Source organism: Achromobacter sp. FW305-C-13, from assembly GCF_058783475.1.
Genome location: NZ_JBYSYN010000002.1, coordinates 203,367 through 220,404, shown reverse-complemented (window position 1 = coordinate 220,404; position 17,038 = coordinate 203,367). Strand labels below are relative to the sequence as shown.

General features: G+C 64.3%; 16 protein-coding genes. 10 read left to right on the top strand and 6 right to left on the bottom strand.

Features of this window, described 5'->3' with window-relative positions; translation table 11 throughout:
* The first annotated feature begins 1 nt into the window (after position 1).
* Positions 2-1,459, top strand: a complete 1,458-nt coding sequence (gene gatB / locus AC3WMU_RS12530) for an Asp-tRNA(Asn)/Glu-tRNA(Gln) amidotransferase subunit GatB (RefSeq protein ID WP_492282422.1) — start codon at positions 2-4, stop codon at positions 1,457-1,459.
* A gap of 130 nt (positions 1,460-1,589) precedes the next feature.
* On the opposite strand, the gene pyrE is transcribed toward gatB, so the two are convergent.
* Entirely contained in the window at positions 1,590-2,276 is a 687-nt protein-coding gene (gene pyrE / locus AC3WMU_RS12525) for an orotate phosphoribosyltransferase (RefSeq protein WP_006224752.1), read from the bottom strand.
* 133 nt (positions 2,277-2,409) lie between these two features.
* On the opposite strand from pyrE, the gene AC3WMU_RS12520 reads away from it, so the two are divergent.
* Positions 2,410-3,198 carry an exodeoxyribonuclease III gene (locus AC3WMU_RS12520; RefSeq protein WP_006224753.1) on the top strand — a complete coding sequence of 263 codons (789 nt, stop codon included), beginning with the start codon at positions 2,410-2,412 and terminating at the stop codon, positions 3,196-3,198.
* Here the strand turns inward: AC3WMU_RS12520 and AC3WMU_RS12515 are convergent.
* A complete protein-coding gene (locus AC3WMU_RS12515) occupies positions 3,180-4,100 on the bottom strand; it encodes a LysR substrate-binding domain-containing protein (RefSeq protein ID WP_424624601.1) in 921 nt (306 codons plus the stop codon). The genes AC3WMU_RS12520 and AC3WMU_RS12515 overlap by 19 nt on opposite strands.
* A gap of 125 nt (positions 4,101-4,225) precedes the next feature.
* Here AC3WMU_RS12515 and AC3WMU_RS12510 point away from each other — a divergent pair, with 125 nt between their 5' ends.
* Both AC3WMU_RS12510 and gdhA read left to right on the top strand, forming a co-directional pair.
* Complete coding sequence (locus tag AC3WMU_RS12510) at positions 4,226-4,837, top strand: LysE family translocator (RefSeq protein WP_088588896.1); 612 nt, start codon at positions 4,226-4,228, stop codon at positions 4,835-4,837.
* A 431-nt stretch (positions 4,838-5,268) separates the two neighbouring features.
* Positions 5,269-6,615, top strand: a complete 1,347-nt coding sequence (gene gdhA, locus AC3WMU_RS12505) for an NADP-specific glutamate dehydrogenase (protein ID WP_006224756.1) — start codon at positions 5,269-5,271, stop codon at positions 6,613-6,615.
* Positions 6,616-6,799: 184 nt separating this feature from the next.
* Here the strand turns inward: gdhA and AC3WMU_RS12500 are convergent, their stop codons facing one another.
* Both AC3WMU_RS12500 and AC3WMU_RS12495 read right to left on the bottom strand, forming a co-directional pair.
* On the bottom strand, positions 6,800-7,300 hold the full coding sequence (locus AC3WMU_RS12500; protein WP_280028481.1) for a copper chaperone PCu(A)C: 501 nt from the start codon (positions 7,298-7,300) through the stop codon (positions 6,800-6,802).
* A gap of 19 nt (positions 7,301-7,319) precedes the next feature.
* Positions 7,320-8,219 carry a LysR family transcriptional regulator ArgP gene (locus AC3WMU_RS12495; RefSeq protein WP_492282421.1) on the bottom strand — a complete coding sequence of 300 codons (900 nt, stop codon included), beginning with the start codon at positions 8,217-8,219 and terminating at the stop codon, positions 7,320-7,322.
* Between the two features lie 148 nt (positions 8,220-8,367).
* Between AC3WMU_RS12495 and AC3WMU_RS12490 the strand changes: the two genes are divergently transcribed.
* The 6 genes from AC3WMU_RS12490 (at position 8,368) to AC3WMU_RS12465 (ending at position 15,241) form a co-directional block, all read left to right on the top strand.
* Positions 8,368-9,000: a LysE/ArgO family amino acid transporter gene (locus AC3WMU_RS12490; protein WP_006224759.1), complete on the top strand. Its 633-nt coding sequence runs from the start codon at positions 8,368-8,370 to the stop codon at positions 8,998-9,000.
* 111 nt (positions 9,001-9,111) lie between these two features.
* Positions 9,112-10,053, top strand: a complete 942-nt coding sequence (locus AC3WMU_RS12485; protein WP_280028479.1) for a LysR substrate-binding domain-containing protein — start codon at positions 9,112-9,114, stop codon at positions 10,051-10,053.
* A 335-nt stretch (positions 10,054-10,388) separates the two neighbouring features.
* The gene (locus AC3WMU_RS12480; RefSeq protein WP_006224761.1) at positions 10,389-11,552 is read left to right on the top strand and encodes an ABC transporter substrate-binding protein; all 1,164 of its coding nucleotides are present in this window, start codon (positions 10,389-10,391) and stop codon (positions 11,550-11,552) included.
* Between the two features lie 143 nt (positions 11,553-11,695).
* On the top strand, positions 11,696-12,568 hold the full coding sequence (locus tag AC3WMU_RS12475; protein ID WP_006216335.1) for a branched-chain amino acid ABC transporter permease: 873 nt from the start codon (positions 11,696-11,698) through the stop codon (positions 12,566-12,568).
* A 3-nt stretch (positions 12,569-12,571) separates the two neighbouring features.
* Positions 12,572-14,500, top strand: a complete 1,929-nt coding sequence (locus tag AC3WMU_RS12470) for a branched-chain amino acid ABC transporter ATP-binding protein/permease (protein ID WP_280028477.1) — start codon at positions 12,572-12,574, stop codon at positions 14,498-14,500.
* A gap of 18 nt (positions 14,501-14,518) precedes the next feature.
* Positions 14,519-15,241, top strand: coding sequence for an ABC transporter ATP-binding protein (locus AC3WMU_RS12465; protein ID WP_006224764.1), 723 nt, complete (start codon positions 14,519-14,521; stop codon positions 15,239-15,241).
* Between the two features lie 711 nt (positions 15,242-15,952).
* Here the strand turns inward: AC3WMU_RS12465 and AC3WMU_RS12460 are convergent.
* Both AC3WMU_RS12460 and AC3WMU_RS12455 read right to left on the bottom strand, forming a co-directional pair.
* Positions 15,953-16,378 carry an organic hydroperoxide resistance protein gene (locus tag AC3WMU_RS12460; RefSeq protein WP_492282420.1) on the bottom strand — a complete coding sequence of 142 codons (426 nt, stop codon included), beginning with the start codon at positions 16,376-16,378 and terminating at the stop codon, positions 15,953-15,955.
* Between the two features lie 163 nt (positions 16,379-16,541).
* Positions 16,542-17,003 carry a MarR family winged helix-turn-helix transcriptional regulator gene (locus tag AC3WMU_RS12455; protein WP_088588677.1) on the bottom strand — a complete coding sequence of 154 codons (462 nt, stop codon included), beginning with the start codon at positions 17,001-17,003 and terminating at the stop codon, positions 16,542-16,544.
* Between the last annotated feature and the right edge of the window lie 35 nt (positions 17,004-17,038).

Below are 17,038 nucleotides of genomic sequence, written 5' to 3'. Positions count from 1 at the left end.
CATGAACTGGGAAATCGTAATCGGCCTGGAAACCCACACCCAGCTTTCCACCGGCTCCAAGATTTTTTCGGGCAGCAGCACTGAATTCGGCGCCGCGCCCAACACGCATGCCAACGAAGTGGACCTCGCCTTGCCGGGCAGCCTGCCGGTCATGAACCGCGGCGCGGCCGAGCGCGCCATCCGATTCGGCCTGGCCGTGGGCGCCACGATCGCGCCGCGTTCGGTCTTTGCGCGCAAGAACTACTTCTACCCCGACCTGCCCAAGGGCTACCAGATCAGCCAGTACGAGCTGCCGGTGGTCGTGGGCGGTTCGCTGTCGTTCTTCGTGGGTGAAGAAGAAAAAACCGTCAACCTGACGCGCGCCCACCTGGAAGAAGACGCCGGCAAATCGCTGCACGACGACTTCACGCTGGCCAACGGCTCGCCCGCCAGCGGCATCGACCTGAACCGCGCCGGCACCCCGCTGCTGGAAATCGTGACCGAGCCCGAAATGCGCTCGGCCGCCGAGGCCGTGTCCTATGCCCGCGCCCTGCACAGCCTGGTGGTCTGGCTGGGCATCTGCGACGGCAACATGCAGGAAGGGTCGTTCCGCTGCGACGCCAACGTGTCGGTGCGCCCGATCGGCCAGAAGGAATTCGGCACCCGCACCGAGATCAAGAACGTCAACTCGTTCCGCTTCCTGGAACGCGCCATCGTCTATGAAGCGCGTCGCCAGATCGAGCTGATCGAAGACGGCGGCACGGTCGTGCAGGAAACGCGCCTGTACGACGCCGACCGCGACGAAACGCGCAGCATGCGCAGCAAGGAAGATGCGCACGACTACCGCTACTTCCCGGACCCCGACCTGCCCACGCTCGTGATCTCCAGCGCCTGGGTCGACGAAGTGCGCGCCGCCATGCCCGAACTGCCGGCCGCCCAGCGCGCCCGCTTCGAATCGGAATTCGGCCTGCCTGCCTACGACGCCGCCCAACTGACCGTCAGCCGCGATCTAGCCGCCTACTTCGAAGCCGTGGCGCGCGCGCTGCCGGCAGGTCAAGCCAAGCTGGCCGCTAACTGGGTCATGGGCGAAGTCGCTGCCGCCTTGAACAAGGACGAAAAGAGCATCGCCGATTCGCCCGTGCAGGCGCCGGCGCTGGCCGCCCTGATCGGCCGCATCATCGACGGCACGATCTCCAACAAGATCGCCCGCGAAGTCTTCGGCGCCATGTGGGCAGGCGAGAACGGCGGCGACGCGGACGCCATCATCGACGCGCGTGGCTTGAAGCAGATCAGCGACACGGGCGCCATCGGCGCCATGATCGACGAGGTGCTGGCCGCCAACCCGGCCATCGTGGAAGAGTACCGGGCCGGCAAGCAGAAGGCATTCAACTCGCTGGTGGGCCAGATCATGAAGGCCGCCCGCGGCAAGGCCAATCCGCAGCAAGTAAACGACCTGCTCAAGCAGAAGCTCGACAGCTGATCGTTCCTTCGGGAATCAGACGGATAAAAGGCCGCGGCACATTGCCGCGGCCTTTTCTTTTGCGAAGAATGGGGAGGGTCAACGGTTGAGCGGCTGGCACGCACCCGCCAGCCCTTTGCCTCACCCCTTTTTACTTCACCCCGTACTTCGTCCGGTACGCCTGCACAGCGTCGCGGTTTTCAGCGAACGATGCGTCGTCTTGCAACAAAGCCATGATGTCCGACAGCGACGCGATTGCCACGACCGGGATGCCGTAGGTCTTGGCCACGTCCTGCACCGCCGAATGCGCCGACAGCGCATCGTCCGGGCCGGCGCGTTCCATGCGGTCCATGGCGATCAGCACGGCGGCCGGTTCGGCGCCCGCGCTGCGGATGATCTCAACGGATTCGCGCACCGACGTGCCTGCCGTGATCACGTCGTCAATGATGACGACCTTGCCCTTTAGCGGTGCGCCGACCAGGGTGCCGCCTTCGCCGTGGTCCTTGGCTTCCTTGCGGTTGTAGGCAAACGGCACGTCGCCGCGGCCTTGCATGGCCGGGTGGCCGGCCAGCGCCACGGCCGTTGCGGTCGCCAACGGAATCCCCTTGTATGCCGGGCCGAACAGCATGTCGAATTCCACGCCCGAATCCAGCAGCGCCTGCGCGTAGAACTGCGCCAGCTTGCCGACCGAACCGCCGCTGTTGAACAGGCCGGCATTGAAGAAATAGGGGCTGATCCGACCCGATTTGACCTTGAAACTGCCAAAGCGCAGCACGCCTTCGTTCAGGGCAAAGCGGACAAAATCGAGGGAGGTGGCGGAAGAGGTGGCGGCGGGCATACGAGGGGGATCCGATAGATGGCAAACCCCGGCATTTTATCCGGTGTCAGGGCTATTGCCCGGCCCCGCCGCCGAGTCGGTTAAATTCCTGACATTGTTCCGGCCCCCACGGCCGCTCTACAGGAGTCTCGCTTTGCTGCGCATCACGTCCATCAATCTCAACGGCATCCGTTCCGCCTTCCGCAAGGGCCTGCAACCCTGGATGGACAAGCATGCCGCAGACGTCCTTTGCCTTCAGGAAATCAAGATCGCCGACGCGGACCTGACCGATGACCTGCGCCACCCGCCCGGCTATACCGGCCACTTCCACCACGCGGTCAAGAAGGGCTACAGCGGCGTGGGCATCTACCTGCGCGACGCCGCCGAACGCGTGAACGTCGGACTGGACTGCGAGGAATTCGACCCCGAAGGCCGTATCATCCGCGCCGACTGGAAGAACCTGTCGGTGATCAGCGCCTACCTGCCCTCGGGGTCCAGCGGCGACGAACGGCAACAAGCCAAGTACCGTTTCCTGGACCGCTTCGGGCCCTGGATCGACGCCCTGATGCACGAGCACAAGACCACCGGCCGCGAGTTCATCATCTGCGGCGACTGGAACATCGCGCACAAGGAAATCGACCTGAAGAACTGGAAGGGCAACCTGAAGAATTCCGGTTTCCTGCCCGAGGAACGCGCCTGGCTGACCGACGTGTTCGACAAGCGCGGCTTCGTGGACGTGTTCCGCACCATCGACGACCGGCCCGACCAGTACACCTGGTGGAGCAACCGCGGCCAGGCCTGGGCCAAGAACGTCGGGTGGCGTATTGATTACCAGATCGCTACCCCCGGCATCGCCGCCCGCGCCCGTAACGTGGCCATCTACAAGGACGAGCGCTTCTCGGACCACGCGCCGCTGACGATCGACTACGACGCCACGCTCTGAATCGGCCTGGCGTCGCTGCCCTCCGCATCCGGCAACGACGCCGCGGCCTCCTGGCGCAGCCATGCCAGAAACGCCACCGCCCGGGGATCGTCCCCGTACGGGCGTGGCGACAGCAGGAAGTACGCCGAACCGTCGCGGAGGAATCCGCAAGGCGCCTCCAACCGACGGTCGCGCAATGCGTCCTGAACCATCAGCGCCGAGCCGATGGCAACGCCCAGACCCGCCGCGGCGGCCTGCAGGCTGAGATAGAAATGTTCATAGACGGGTCCGGCCTTGCGCGGGGCCTTGTGGCCCGAAGCCTGGGCCCATTGCCGCCAAGCCCCCGGCCGGGTTGCGCTCCCTAAAGCCGCCGCACCGTTCCACGCTTGCTCGCCCGGACTGCCCGCCACGCCCGGCCGGCAGACCGGGCCCGTCCATTCATCGCATACGCGCTCGGCATGCAAGGCCGTGTTCCATTCGAAATCGTTGCGCCGCAGCGCCACGTCCACGCCCTGCGCCGCGAAGTCCACGGGGCCGCCGGCCGCATACAGATGCACCTGGATGCCGGGATGCGCCCGCTGGAAATCGGGCAGGCGCGGAATCAGCCACATCATGGCGATCGTCGGTTCGCATGAAAGCACCAGCGGCGCATCGGCAGCAGGTTGACGCAGTTGCGCCAAGCCAGCCGCCAACTGCTCGAACAGGCTACGCGTCAGAACCAGCAGCTGGCGCCCGGCATCGGTCAGGAAAACAGCCCGATTCCGGCGTTCGAACAAGACCAGCCCCAGCGCCTGCTCCAGCTGCTTGATCTGGCGGCTGACCGCGCCGTGTGTGACGTGCAGCTCTTCTGCCGCGCGGCCGAAGGCTTCATGGCGGGCCGCGGCGTCGAAGACACGCAGGGAGCCGAGCGGGGGAAGTTTCATCGCTATAGGTGATTTTTTCTAACGGATATCAGGCATTAAAAATCGTTTTTCATTGCCGCGCCAGCATCACAGAATGGGCACCCTTTCCGAAGCCTCTATTGCGCGCCGTTCCCGCCGCCGCTGCCATGACCGAACTGATCGCCGTTGCCCTTATCACCGTCCTTGCCGTCATCAGTCCGGGGCCGGACTTTGCAATGGTGACCCGATACAGCTACCTGTTCGGCCGGCGCACGGGCCTTGTCTGTGCGCTGGGCATCGCCCTGGGCGTGCAGGTCCACGTGTTCTATACGATGTTCGGCGTGAGCTTGCTGGCCCATTACGCGCAGCCCGTGTTGCAAGGCATCAAACTGGCCGGCGCCTGCTATCTGGTCTATATGGGTTGGAAGACCTTCTTCAACCGCACGCCGGTCAGCCGGGACCTGTCCGCACGCCCCCCGATTTCGGCCTGGCAGGCGCTGTACAGCGGCTTCCTGACCAATGCGCTGAATCCCAAGACCACCCTGTTCGTCATCAGCACCTACACGCAGGTGGTGGCGCCGGGCACGCCGTTGCCCCAGCAGTTCGGCTACGGGTTGTTCATGTCCTTTGCACATTGGGTGTGGTTCAGCGTGGTGGCGTGGTCGGTGTCGTCGGTCATCCTGCGCCGGCTGCTGCTGGACCACCAACGCACCGCTGACCGGGTAGTGGGCGCCATCTTGATGGCTTTGGGCGCAGCGCTGGCGGTCGTCCAGGTCTGACTCCGCGCCAATTCAAGTGATCTTTCTAAAATAATTAATGGGGACACATAAATAAGAAAAAACGGGGTGCAGGACACACGGATACCGCTGCGAGCCCCTTATTTCTTGACGGACTCGCTATTCTGCAGCCCTCTCACATGAAGCCATAAAATGGGGACATATTTATTTTCCCTGTAAATACAAGGCTAATACCTTTGGATCCCGTCTTCCCATCTGTAAACGCAGGTCCCTGTGATTTCATACGTCCCTAATATATCGCGCAAAAAAGTGCTTAGATATCAAGGTGATGGCGGCGTTTCCGGCTTTGCGCAGGGCAACAATTTGCCCCTACAATTCCGCACCATGCTGGTGCGATAAATGCACCAGAACAAATAATTCGCGCCCCAAAACGGCGCACACCCGCACCTGTTCGAAGCACCCCCGAGGAGATCATGTTGAAAGTGCAGAGTCTGGACGACTTCCTGCGTGGCGTCGCCGCGCGCGACCCGCAGCAGCCTGAGTTCATGCAAGCCGTCCAGGAGGTGATGCTGAGCCTGTGGCCTTTCATCGAAAAGCACCCTCACTATGCCGAGCACGCCCTGCTCGAGCGTCTGGTGGAACCGGAACGTGTGATCCAGTTCCGCGTGTGCTGGACCGATGACCAGGGCCGTGCCCAGGTCAACCGCGCTTTCCGCATCCAGCACAGCTCGGCCATCGGCCCGTACAAGGGCGGCATGCGTTTCCATCCCTCGGTGAACCTGTCCATCCTGAAGTTCCTGGCGTTCGAACAGACGCTGAAGAACTCGCTGACCACGCTGCCCATGGGCGGCGGCAAGGGCGGTTCGGACTTCGACCCCAAGGGCAAGTCCGATGCTGAAGTCATGCGCTTCTGCCAGGCGCTGATGATCGAGCTGTATCGCCACCTGGGTCCGGACACCGACGTGCCGGCCGGCGACATCGGCGTGGGTGCGCGCGAAGTCGGCTTCATGGCCGGCATGATGAAAAAGCTGTCGAATTCCACCGCCAGCGTCTTCACGGGCAAGGGCCTGACCTTCGGCGGCAGCCTGATCCGCCCCGAAGCCACCGGCTACGGCACCGTGTATTTCGCTGAAGAGATGCTCAAGCGCGTCGGCAAGTCGTTCGACGGCCTGCGCGTGTCGGTCTCGGGGTCGGGCAACGTGGCGCAATACGCCATCGAGAAGGCCATGTCGCTGGGCGCCAAGGTCGTCACCGTGTCGGACTCCAACGGCACCGTGGTGGACGAAGCCGGCTTCACGCACGAGAAGCTGGTCGCCCTGATGCACATCAAGAACGACCTGCGCGGCCGCCTGGACACGTATGCCAAGCAATTCGGTTTGACGTACGAAGCCGGCAAGCGCCCGTGGCACGTGCCTGTCGACGTTGCCCTGCCGTGCGCGACGCAAAACGAACTGGAACTGGCCGATGCGCAAACGCTGATCAAGAACGGCGTGCTGTGCGTGGCGGAAGGCGCCAACATGCCGGCCACGCTGGAAGCCGCCAAGGCCTTCATCGCCGCCCGCGTGCTGTATGCCCCGGGCAAGGCCACCAACGCCGGCGGCGTGGCCGTATCGGGCCTGGAAATGGCCCAGAACTCCGCCCGCCTGGCCTGGACGCGCGAAGAGGTCGACGCCCGCCTGCACGCCATCATGCGCGACATCCACGAGAACTGCGTGCGTCACGGCCACAGCGAGCGTGAATACGTCAACTACCTGGACGGCGCCAACATCGCTGGTTTCGTGAAGGTGGCCGACGCGATGCGCCAGCAAGGGCTGTATTAACCTCCCCCCCCCCCGCAGCGCTGCGCGCTTCCCCCCCAGGGGGGCGCCGCTGCGGACCGGCGAAGCCGGCTCCGCGCGGCCCCGATTGGGGGTGGACCTGCCTCTGATCGGGACAGACTTGCCCGATTGAGAGTCTGTTCAGGTGAAACACACCCGCGCCAGCAGGCGCGGGCAGCGCGGGCGCTTAGTGTTTCATCGCGCCGTGGTCCATGCCGCCGTGGCTCATGCCGGGGTTGTGCGAGGCCGGCTTGACCTTGAATTGCACCGCGACTTCGCCCGCCTTTTCGAACTTCAAGGTGGCCGGCACGGTCGCGCCGTCAGCGAACGGCGCCTTCAGCTTGATGAACATGACGTGGTAGCCGCCCGGGCTGAGCTTGACCTCGGTATCGGCGGGCAGCGCAATACCGCCTTCGACCTGGCGCATCTTCGACACGCCGTTTTCCGTCTGCACGTTGTGCAACTCGACCCGCTCGGCGGCCTCCGACGACACCGACAGCAGGCGGTCTTCCGTCTTGGCATCGTTGTCGATATCCATATACCCCGCACCATTGGACTGGCCCGGCGCCGACGCGCGGACCCAGAGGTCGTCGATTTCGATCTGGCCGACCTTGTAGTCCTTCGCCCACGCCGAACCGGCCGTACACAGGCCCAGGGCGGCAATGAGTGCGAACTTGCGGATGTTCATGGGGTGTCCTCCTAGTGGGTTAACGCCGCCGGACCAAGCTGCGGGCGGCCGACAGAACCGAATCGGTCAAGGCTTCCATCGCCTCGGAGTTTACCCGCCAATGCTGCCAATACAGCGGCACATCCTCCCAGGCGCGGCCCCGAAGCAGCATCAGCTGACCGGCATCAAGGTGTTCCTGGACGAGCGGCAGTGGATTCATGGTCCAACCCAGCCCGCCGAGCGTGGCCTGCACGAATGCGCGCGTGGATGGCACCCACCAGACGGGCGGCTGCCACGGCGCCGGGTCTGAGATCTTGTGCGCGAATCGCGCCTGCAGGGCGTCCTTGCGGTTGAACACCAGCACCGGCGCTTCCGCCAGCGTCTGCGCGTTGACCCCGTTGGCGAAATAGCGGTTGTGGAAATCCGGCGTGCAGGTCGCCACGTAACGCATGCTGCCCAGCGCGTGGATGCGGCAGCCCTGCACGGGATCGGCCAGCGTGGTCACGGCGCCCAGCACCGAGCCGTTGCGCAACAGCGCCGCCGTGTGGTCCTGGTCTTCGGACAGCATGTCCAGCGTGGCCCGCGTCCGGGCCGAGAATTGCAGGGCCGCGTCGACGAACCAGGTTTCCAGACTGTCGTGGTTGACCGCGATGGGGATGCTGGCGTGGGGAACCTCGTCGTCCGACACGCCCAGCCGATTCAGTGCATCGTGTTCCAGGAGCGCCGTCTGTTCCGCCAGTTGCACCAGCACCTGGCCGTCCGCCGTAGCGGCCGCCGGCACGGTTCGCTGGACGAGCAGGCGGCCCATGCGGTCTTCCAGCGCCTTGATTCGTTGCGACACCGCAGACGGCGTCACGCTCAGGGACAGCGCGGCCCGCTCGAAGCTGCCTTCGCGCACAACGGCGGCCAGCGCCCGCAAGTTGCCGTGATCGAGTTTCATGAATTAGTTTTACTTAATATAGTGAAGGAAAATTAGCTGTATTTCATCTGTCGCGCAAGGGAAAATACGCTATCACCAGAGTGCGCAATGCCTCTGGAACCATCATCAAAGCGCCGCCACAGGCGTTGCAGTTACAGGTATTTGCATCATGTTCGCCACCTTGTCATCCCCCCTCTTCCTGACCGCCTGGGCCAGCGGAACCGCCACCGGGCTGGGCCTGTTCGCCGTCGTGGGCGCGCAAAGCGCCTTCATCCTGCGCCAAGGCCTGATGCGGGCGCATCTGCTCAGCGTCGTAGCCATCTGCGCGCTGATCGACGCCGTGTTCATCTTCGCCAGCGTTTCCGGGCTGCAGGCGCTGACGGCCTGGTTCCCCTGGCTGACGACCGCCGTGCTGTGGTTCGGCGTCGCCTTCCTGACCTGGTACGCCGTGCAATCGGCCCGTCGCGCCTGGACGGCCACGGGCGGCTTGGCCGCCGCGCGCGACGTAGTGCCGTCGCGCCGCGCCGCCATGCTGGGCGCGCTGGGCTTTTCGCTGCTGAACCCCCATTTCTGGCTCGACATGGTGGTGGTGGGCTCATTGGCGCACGGCTTCGAGGACGCCCGCATGGCGTTCGCCGCCGGCGCCTTCACCGCCAGCCTGCTGTGGCTGGCCGTGCTGGGCATCGGCTCGCGCCTGTTCGCCCGCTTCTTCGCCAGCGCCTCGGCCTGGCGCATCCTGGACGGCGTCATCGCCGTGGTCATGGCCGGGCTGGCGGTCAGCCTGGCCATCAAGGGCGTCTAAGCCCCGCTTTCCGCATCAGGGCGGCGCGCTCGGACGGTGCGCCGCCATCACTTTTATAATCTCTCCGTTGCCACTTTTTCGTCGGGCGCACGGCCGGCCCGCCAGACGATCATGCGCGGACCCTCTCCTTCCAAAGATGTGCGGCTGCCGCCGCTGGCTGCCATCCAGGCATTCGAAGCGGCCGCCCGCCTGGGCTCTTTCGAACGCGCCAGCGAAGAACTTTTCGTCACCGCCAGCGCCATCGGCAAGCGCATCGCCGCGCTGGAAGCCTTGCTGGACGTCTCGCTCTTCATCCGCAGCAGCCGGGGCGCCACGCTCAGCGCCGCCGGGCGCGACTACCTGAACCAGGTGCGCACGGCGCTGGACCTGCTGTCGGACGCCTCGCTGCACAAGCGCGGCGACCCCAAGCCGGAACCGCTACGCGTCGTCTCGACACCCACCTTTGCCCGCCAGGTGCTGATCCCTTACCTGCCCGGCTTCACCGCCGCGCATCCGGACGTCGAGCTGGAGATCATGCTGTCTATCCCCTATCTGGACATCATGCCGCCCAACGCCGACGTGTGGGTACGGTTCGGTAGCGGCAAGTATCCCGGCCTGCACGCGCGCCAGCTCACGGCCGACCCCGTGTTCGCCGTCTGCTCACCGTCGTATCTGGCCAAGCACGGCCCCTTCAATCGCCCCGCGGACCTGGCCCACGCCGACCTGCTGCGCTGCCCGATGGAGCCCTGGCGTCCCTGGCTGGACGCGGCCGGCCTAGACTGGCCCGAACCCTCGCGCGGGGTCTGGCTGGTGGATCTGGGGATGATGCTGGCCGCCGCCCGCGCCGGCCAGGGGCTGGCACTGACCCGCCGCACCCTGGCCGCGGAATGGCTGGATGAGGGCAAGCTGGTGCGCGTGCTGGACATCGACATCCCCGGTGAATCCCAGTACCACCTGTGCACCGAAATGTCCCGCCCGCCGGGCCGCGCCGTCCAAGCGTTTTCCCTATGGCTGGAAGACGTCTGCAAACAGGCATCCCAATGGCCATGCGGCCTGCCGGCCAGCCAGGAATAAATTTCCAGTGAAGGGCGGAATGAAATTCCGCGCGCCTGCTGCCCACGCTGGCTAGCATGCGGCCAACGCGGCTGTCCGCCCGTCGCACGCCTTGACGCCCCGCAAGACCCCGCTTGCAAGTCCTGCCCATGCTGCGTTGCAACGCATGGCCCGCGCCCCTTGCGCCCGTACTAGGTATTTACGCGGAAAACCCCCGCCGGGTCAGATTCGCGTAAGCGATTAAGCAGACAGTCACAACACGCAACACAGGAGAGCGCCGCAACATCAGATTTCCCGCCGTCTGGCGCCGGCAACCGGTTTTCCACGCAGTTCATCTAATTACAACGGAGACATCCATGGATTTTCGTTTGAAGCTGCTAGCAGGAACCCTTGCATTTGCCGCATCGGCCGCGTCCTACGCCGCCGACCCCATCAAGATCGGCGTGGCCGGCCCCTACACCGGCGGCTCCTCATCCATGGGCGTGAGCATGCGCGACGGCGTGCGGCTGGCCATTGAGGAAATCAACAAGAATGGCGGCGTGCTGGGCCGCCAACTGGTGGCCGTCGAGCGCGACGACGAAGCCAAGAACGAACGCGGCGTGCAGATCGCGCAGGAATTGATCAACAAGGAACAGGTCGCCGCCACGGTCGGCTACATCAATACGGGCGTGGCGCTGGCCTCGCAGCGCTTCTACCAGGACGCCAAGATCCCCGTGTTCAACAACGTGGCCACGGGCAGCGTGATCACGCACCAGTTCAAGGCCCCAGAATTCCCCGACAACTACGTGTTCCGCAACGCGGCGCATGACAGCATCCAGGCCCCGATGATCGTTGAAGAAGCGATCACCCGCCGCGGCTACAAGAAGGTCGCGATCCTGGCTGACTCCACCAACTACGGCCAACTGGGCCGCGAAGACCTGGAAAAGGCCCTGGACGCCAAGGGCATCAAGGCCGTGGCCGTCGAAAAGTTCAACATCAAGGACGTCGACATGACGGCCCAGCTGTTGAAGGCCAAGGCCGCCGGCGCCGAAGCCGTGCTGACCTACGGCATCGGCCCCGAACTGGCGCAGATCGCCAACGGCATGACCAAGCTGGGCTGGAAGGTGCCGATCATCGGCAGCTGGACGCTCTCGATGGCCAACTACATCGACAACTCGGGCGCCAATGGCGAAGGCGCGCGCATGCCGCAGACCTTCATCCAGGACCCGGACACCCCCAAGCGCAAGGCGTTCATCGACGCCTATCTGGCCAAGTTCAAGCCCAAGAACAACCGCATCGATTCGCCGGTGTCGGCGGCCCAGGGCTATGACTCGATCTTCCTGTTGGCCGCGGCCATCAAGCAGGCCAACTCCACCGACGGCCCGAAGGTCCGCGAAGCGCTTGAAAACCTGCAAACGCCGGTCGAAGGCGTGGTGATGACCTACAACAAGCCGTTCACGCACGACAACCACGACGCGATCACCGCGAAGGAAGTGGTCATCGGCGAGGTCAAGGGCGGCCGCGTCGTCAAGGCCAACTAAGCCTGGAACAAAGCAGGAAGGCGGCGGCTTCCCGGCCGCCGCCGCCCGCGCCCCGAGCATCGGGCGCGGGGCATGCAGCCGCCTGAAAACAGCGTTCTGCCCAAGGGGGTTGGGACGGAACACAGCGCCTCAAGACACACACCATGATTCTTCTACAGCTTATCTATAGCGGTATCGCGCTAGGCATGATCTATGCCGTCATCGCGTTCGGATACCAGCTTACTTTCGCCACCTCGGGCACCTTGAACTTCGGCCAGGGCGAAGCCCTGATGCTGGGCGCGCTGGTCGGGCTGACGCTGGTCGGCCTGGGCGTGAACTACTGGGTCATGATTCCCATCGTCTGCATATTCGGCTTTGCGCAAGGCGCGCTCGTCGAACGGGTCGGCGTGCGGCCGGCCATCAAGACGCGGTCGGAGTTCGGCTGGATCATGGCCACCATCGCCTTGGGGATCATCTTCAAGAACGTGGCCGAGAACATCTGGGGCCGCGACGACCTGCGCTTTCCCTCCCCGCTGCCCGAGGCGCCGATCCAGGTGCTGGGCGCGAACGTGCTGCCCATGGAGCTGCTGGTTGTGTTCGGCGCGCTGGGCATGATGATCCTGGTCGAAATCTTCAATCGCAAGTCCATCTACGGCAAGGCCTTCGTGGCCACCTCCAACGACCGCGACGCGGCCGGCCTGATGGGCATCAACACCGGCATGGTGATCACGTTCTCGTACGCGTTGTCGTCGCTGACCGCGGCGTTCGCGGGCGTGCTGGTGGCGCCGCTGACGCTGACCGGCGCCACCATGGGCGCGGTGCTGGGCCTGAAGGCGTTCGCCGTGGCGATCATCGGCGGCCTGTCCAGCGGAATGGGCGTCGTGGTGGGCGGGCTGATCCTGGGGATCGCCGAGACGACCACCGGTTTCTATCTTTCGACGGGGTACAAAGACGTGCCGGGATTGGTGTTGCTGCTGCTCGTTCTGACCTTCAAGCCCGCCGGCCTGTTCGGCAAGACCGCGATCAAGAAGGTGTAAGCGATGAAACCCTTGCACCTATTGCTATCCGTCGTGGCCGTGGCCTGCCTGGCCGCCGTGCCGCTGGGCGTGACCAACACGTATTATCTGCACCTGATCGAAACGATCATGATCTATTCGATCCTGCTGTTCGGGCTCGATATCGTGGTGGGTTACACCGGCCAGGTGTCGCTCGGCCATGCCGGGCTTTTCGGCATCGGCTCGTATGTCGCCGGCGTGCTGTTCTTCCATCTGCAGATGCCTATCTGGGTGATACTGCCCGCCGCAATCCTGATCGCGGCGGCGTTTGGCGCGGTGCTGGCGCTGCCGGCGCTGCGGGTCACGGGGCCTTACCTGGCCATGGTGACGCTGGCGTTCGGCACCATCATCCAGATCCTGATCAACGAGATGACCTTCATGACCGAAGGCCCCTTGGGCATCAAGATCCCCAAGCCGTCCATCGGCGGCCACATCCTGACCAAGAGCGAGTACTTCTGGCTGGTGGGCGCGCTGCTGGTGATCTCGCTGATCGTTGTGCACCGCATCCTGAAGTCGCACCTGGGACGCTCCTTCGAGGCCTTGCGCGACAGTCCGATCGCGTCCGACTGCATGGGCGTGTCGGTCTACCGGCACAAGGTGTTCGCCTTCGTGATCAGCGCCGGTTTCGCCGGCCTGGCAGGCGCGCTGTACTCGTACTCCGAACAGTACATCTCGCCCAACACGTACAACTTCGAACTGACCATCCTGTTCCTGCTGGCCATCATCATGGGCGGCCGCAAGAGCCGCACGGGCGCCCTGCTGGGCGCGTCCATCATCGTGCTGCTGCCCAAGATGCTGGACGACATCGGCACCTTCCGGCTGATCGCACTGGCCGTGGCCATCCTGGTAACGGTGGGCAGCATCGTCGCGGTGTCCAAGGGCCGCGCCGAACCGCGGCGCGTGGTGGTGCCCGTCGTCGGCACCATCGTGCTGGCGGTCTTCTCGTATTGGCTGGACGCCGTGACCGACTGGCGCCTGACCATCTTCGGCGCCATGATCCTGTTCGTCGTGTATTACCTGCCCGACGGCATCGTCGGCTTCGTCCGCAACCTGTTCTTCTCGACCCGCCGCGCGGCGCTGACGGTCAAGACGGATCTGGTGAAGGAACAAGACGCGGTACCCGAAGCAGCGGCCGTGGCCGGCAAGGGCGAAACGCTGCTTGCGGCCAAGAGCGTACTGATGCAGTTCGGCGGCCTGAAGGCGTTGAACGAGGTGGACCTGACCATCAAGCGCGGCACCATCCACGGCCTGATCGGCCCTAACGGGTCCGGCAAGAGCACCATGATGAACGTGCTGACCGGCATCTATGTGCCGACCGCCGGCGCGGTGGAATTCTCGGGCAAGTCGCTGGTTGGCCTGGCGCCAGCGGACATCGCCGCCGCCGGCATCGCGCGCACCTTCCAGAACGTGCAGCTGTTCGGCGAGATGACCGCGCTGGAGAACGTGCTGGTGGGCCTGCACCACACCTTCACCACGGGGCTGGCCGGCATCGCGCTGCGCACGCCCAAGTGGAAGGGCGAAGAACAAGGCGCCCGGGCCCGCGCGATGGCGCTGCTGGAATTCGTGGGCCTGGAGTCGCTGGCTAGCGAGGAAGCCCGCAACCTACCGTATGGCAAGCAGCGCCTGCTGGAAATCGCCCGCGCGCTGGCGCTGGACCCGCAGTTGCTGCTGCTGGACGAGCCCGCGGCCGGCCTGACCGCGCCCGACATCGTCGAGCTGCTGGCCATCATCCGCAAGGTGCGCGACCACGGCATCACGCTGATCCTCATCGAACACCATATGGATGTGGTGATGGGAGTGTGCGACACCGTGTCGGTGCTGGACTTCGGCCAGAAGATCGCCGAAGGCCTGCCGAACGAAGTGCAAAGCAACGCCAAGGTTATCGAGGCGTATCTGGGCGGCGCGCCCGCCTGACGCCAAGAGGACAACAAGATGCTATCGATCAAGAATCTGGAAGCGGGTTACGGCAAGGTGAAGGTGCTGCACGGCATCAGCATGGAGGTGCCGAAGGCGAAGGTCGTGACGCTGATCGGCTCGAACGGCGCCGGCAAGACCACGACGATGCGTGCACTGTCCGGCATGATCCGCCCGACCGCGGGCGAGGTCACGCTAAGCGGCAAGCGCATTGACGGCCTGGAGTCCCACCGCATCGCACGATTGGGCCTGGCCCATTCGCCGGAGGGTCGTCGGGTCTTCCCGACGCTGTCGGTGACCGACAACCTGCTGTTGGGGGCTTTCCCCCGCCTGACCGGCAGCCGCCCCAAGGGCGACGTGCAGGCCGACCTGGGGCGCGCCATGGACCTGTTCCCGCGGCTGAAGGAACGCCGCGAGCAATTGGCCGGCACGCTGTCGGGGGGTGAGCAGCAGATGCTGGCAATGGCGCGCGCGGTGATGCTGAATCCTGAACTGGTGCTGCTGGACGAACCGTCGATGGGGCTGGCGCCGATCCTGGTTGAGGAAGTGTTCCGGATCATTGCGCGGTTAAAGGACGAGGGCGTGACGATGCTGCTGGTGGAACAGTTCGCGGCGGCGGCGTTGAATGTGGCGGACTATGGGTATGTGCTGGAGAACGGGCGGATTTCCGTGCATGGGAGCGCGGAGAAGTTACGGGATGATCCGGCGGTGGTGGCGGCTTATCTGGGGGGTGGGCATTAGAGGGGTTTGATTTGCTGGGGCGAGGTTCTTAAGACGCCTGACGCGCCGGTGGCCTGCGGGACGCGGGTCAACGATTGCGGTCCGGAGCCTTCGCTCCGGACTTCCCCTTCGTCATCTTCGTTGTTGCCTACGGCAACCGCCTTCAGATTCCCTCGGGCTTATCGACTCCCCGCATCCCGCAGGCCACCGACACGACAGGCTCTGGAAGCTGACATTCCACCGCAGCTGGGGCGAATGGTTTTCTTTGGCTTCGCATCAATGGTGGGGTTTGGTGGAGGGTCTTGCGGGGCCCGCCCCATGCCGGCCGCGCGGGCGGCCTCATGGGGCTTACGCGAAGTCTTGCGTCGGGGTGCTGCCGCTTCGCGTGTGGTGCGTGCGTATTGCTGTTTTTCGTAGGATGGGTGGAGTGCGTTCGAGTCTAGCTACGAAGACCGCAGCATGCCGCACGTAACCCATCATCGACGCATGCCGGACATCGCTTTCATCATCAATCAATAACGGCACGATGGGTTGCGCGCGATGTCTAGCATCGTTCCTGTGACGGATTTGCCGCGCTCCACCCATCCTACGGCGACTGCGAGAGACGGGTGGCGCGCAAGCGAGCATCGCCACGACGCCCAGAAGCGCGTATGCCGATTGCGCGCCGCCCGGGCGGCCGCAGTCGGCGGGCGACCTACAAAGCCCACCCACGCGCCCTAAAAAACCCGACGATCAGACAATCGTCAACGTCACATCAATATTGCCACGCGTCGCATTCGAGTAAGGGCAAACGATATGCGCCGCGGCTACCAGCTTCTCGGCCAACTCGCGCTCCATACCGGGCAGCGAGATCTTCAATTCGACTTCGATGCCGAAGCCCGTGGGGATCGGGCCGATGCCGACGATGCCGTTCACCGACACGTCCGACGGAATGGCGATCTTGTCGCGGCCGCCGACGAACTTCATGGCGCCCAGGAAGCAGGCGGAATAGCCCACGGCAAACAGTTGTTCCGGATTGGTGCCGGCTGCGCCTGCGCCGCCCAGTTCGCGCGGCGTGGTCAGCTTGACGTCGAAGTTGCCGTCATCGCTGACGCCACGGCCTTCGCGGCCGCCGGTTGCGGTGGCATTGGCGCGGTAGAGGACTTTTTCGATAGACATGGTGTGTTTCCTTTGTAGGATGAAAGTTGAACTGCCTCGCCGGGCGGGCCCTCCCGCTCTGGCGCTTACCGATGACATGCAAACCTGCTGACTATATTAATAGCACACAATTATATAGTGCACTATTTATTTAAGCGGATGACGGCGCGCGTCACCCCTCACTTCAAATACTGTCGGCCAGCTTTTCCCGCAGCGCGTGCAGCGTCTTCATCATGCCCTGCGCCTCGTCCAGGGTGCATTGTGCTGCACCGGCGATGGCGTGGGGCACGGTTTGGGCCTGCTCGCGCAGGTCGCGGCCTTGCTTGGTCAGCGACACGATCACTTGGCGCTCGTCGTCCACGGCGCGCTTGCGGCTGACCAGGCCTGCGGCCTCCAGGCGCTTGAGCAACGGCGTGAGCGTCGCGGAATCCAGGAACAGGCGGTCGCCGATATCCGTCACCGTTATCTCGTCGCCCTCCCATAGCACCAGCATCACCAGGTACTGTGGATAGGTCAGGTCCAGACCGCGCAGCAGCTTGCGGTACACCTTGTTCATCGCCAGCGAGGTCGAGTACAGGGCGAAACACAGCTGGCTGTCCAGCAGCAGCGGGTTGAAAGCGCCTTTCGGTTTGGGTCTGGATTTCATTGCGCAATATTAAATAGCGCGCTATTTAACGTCAA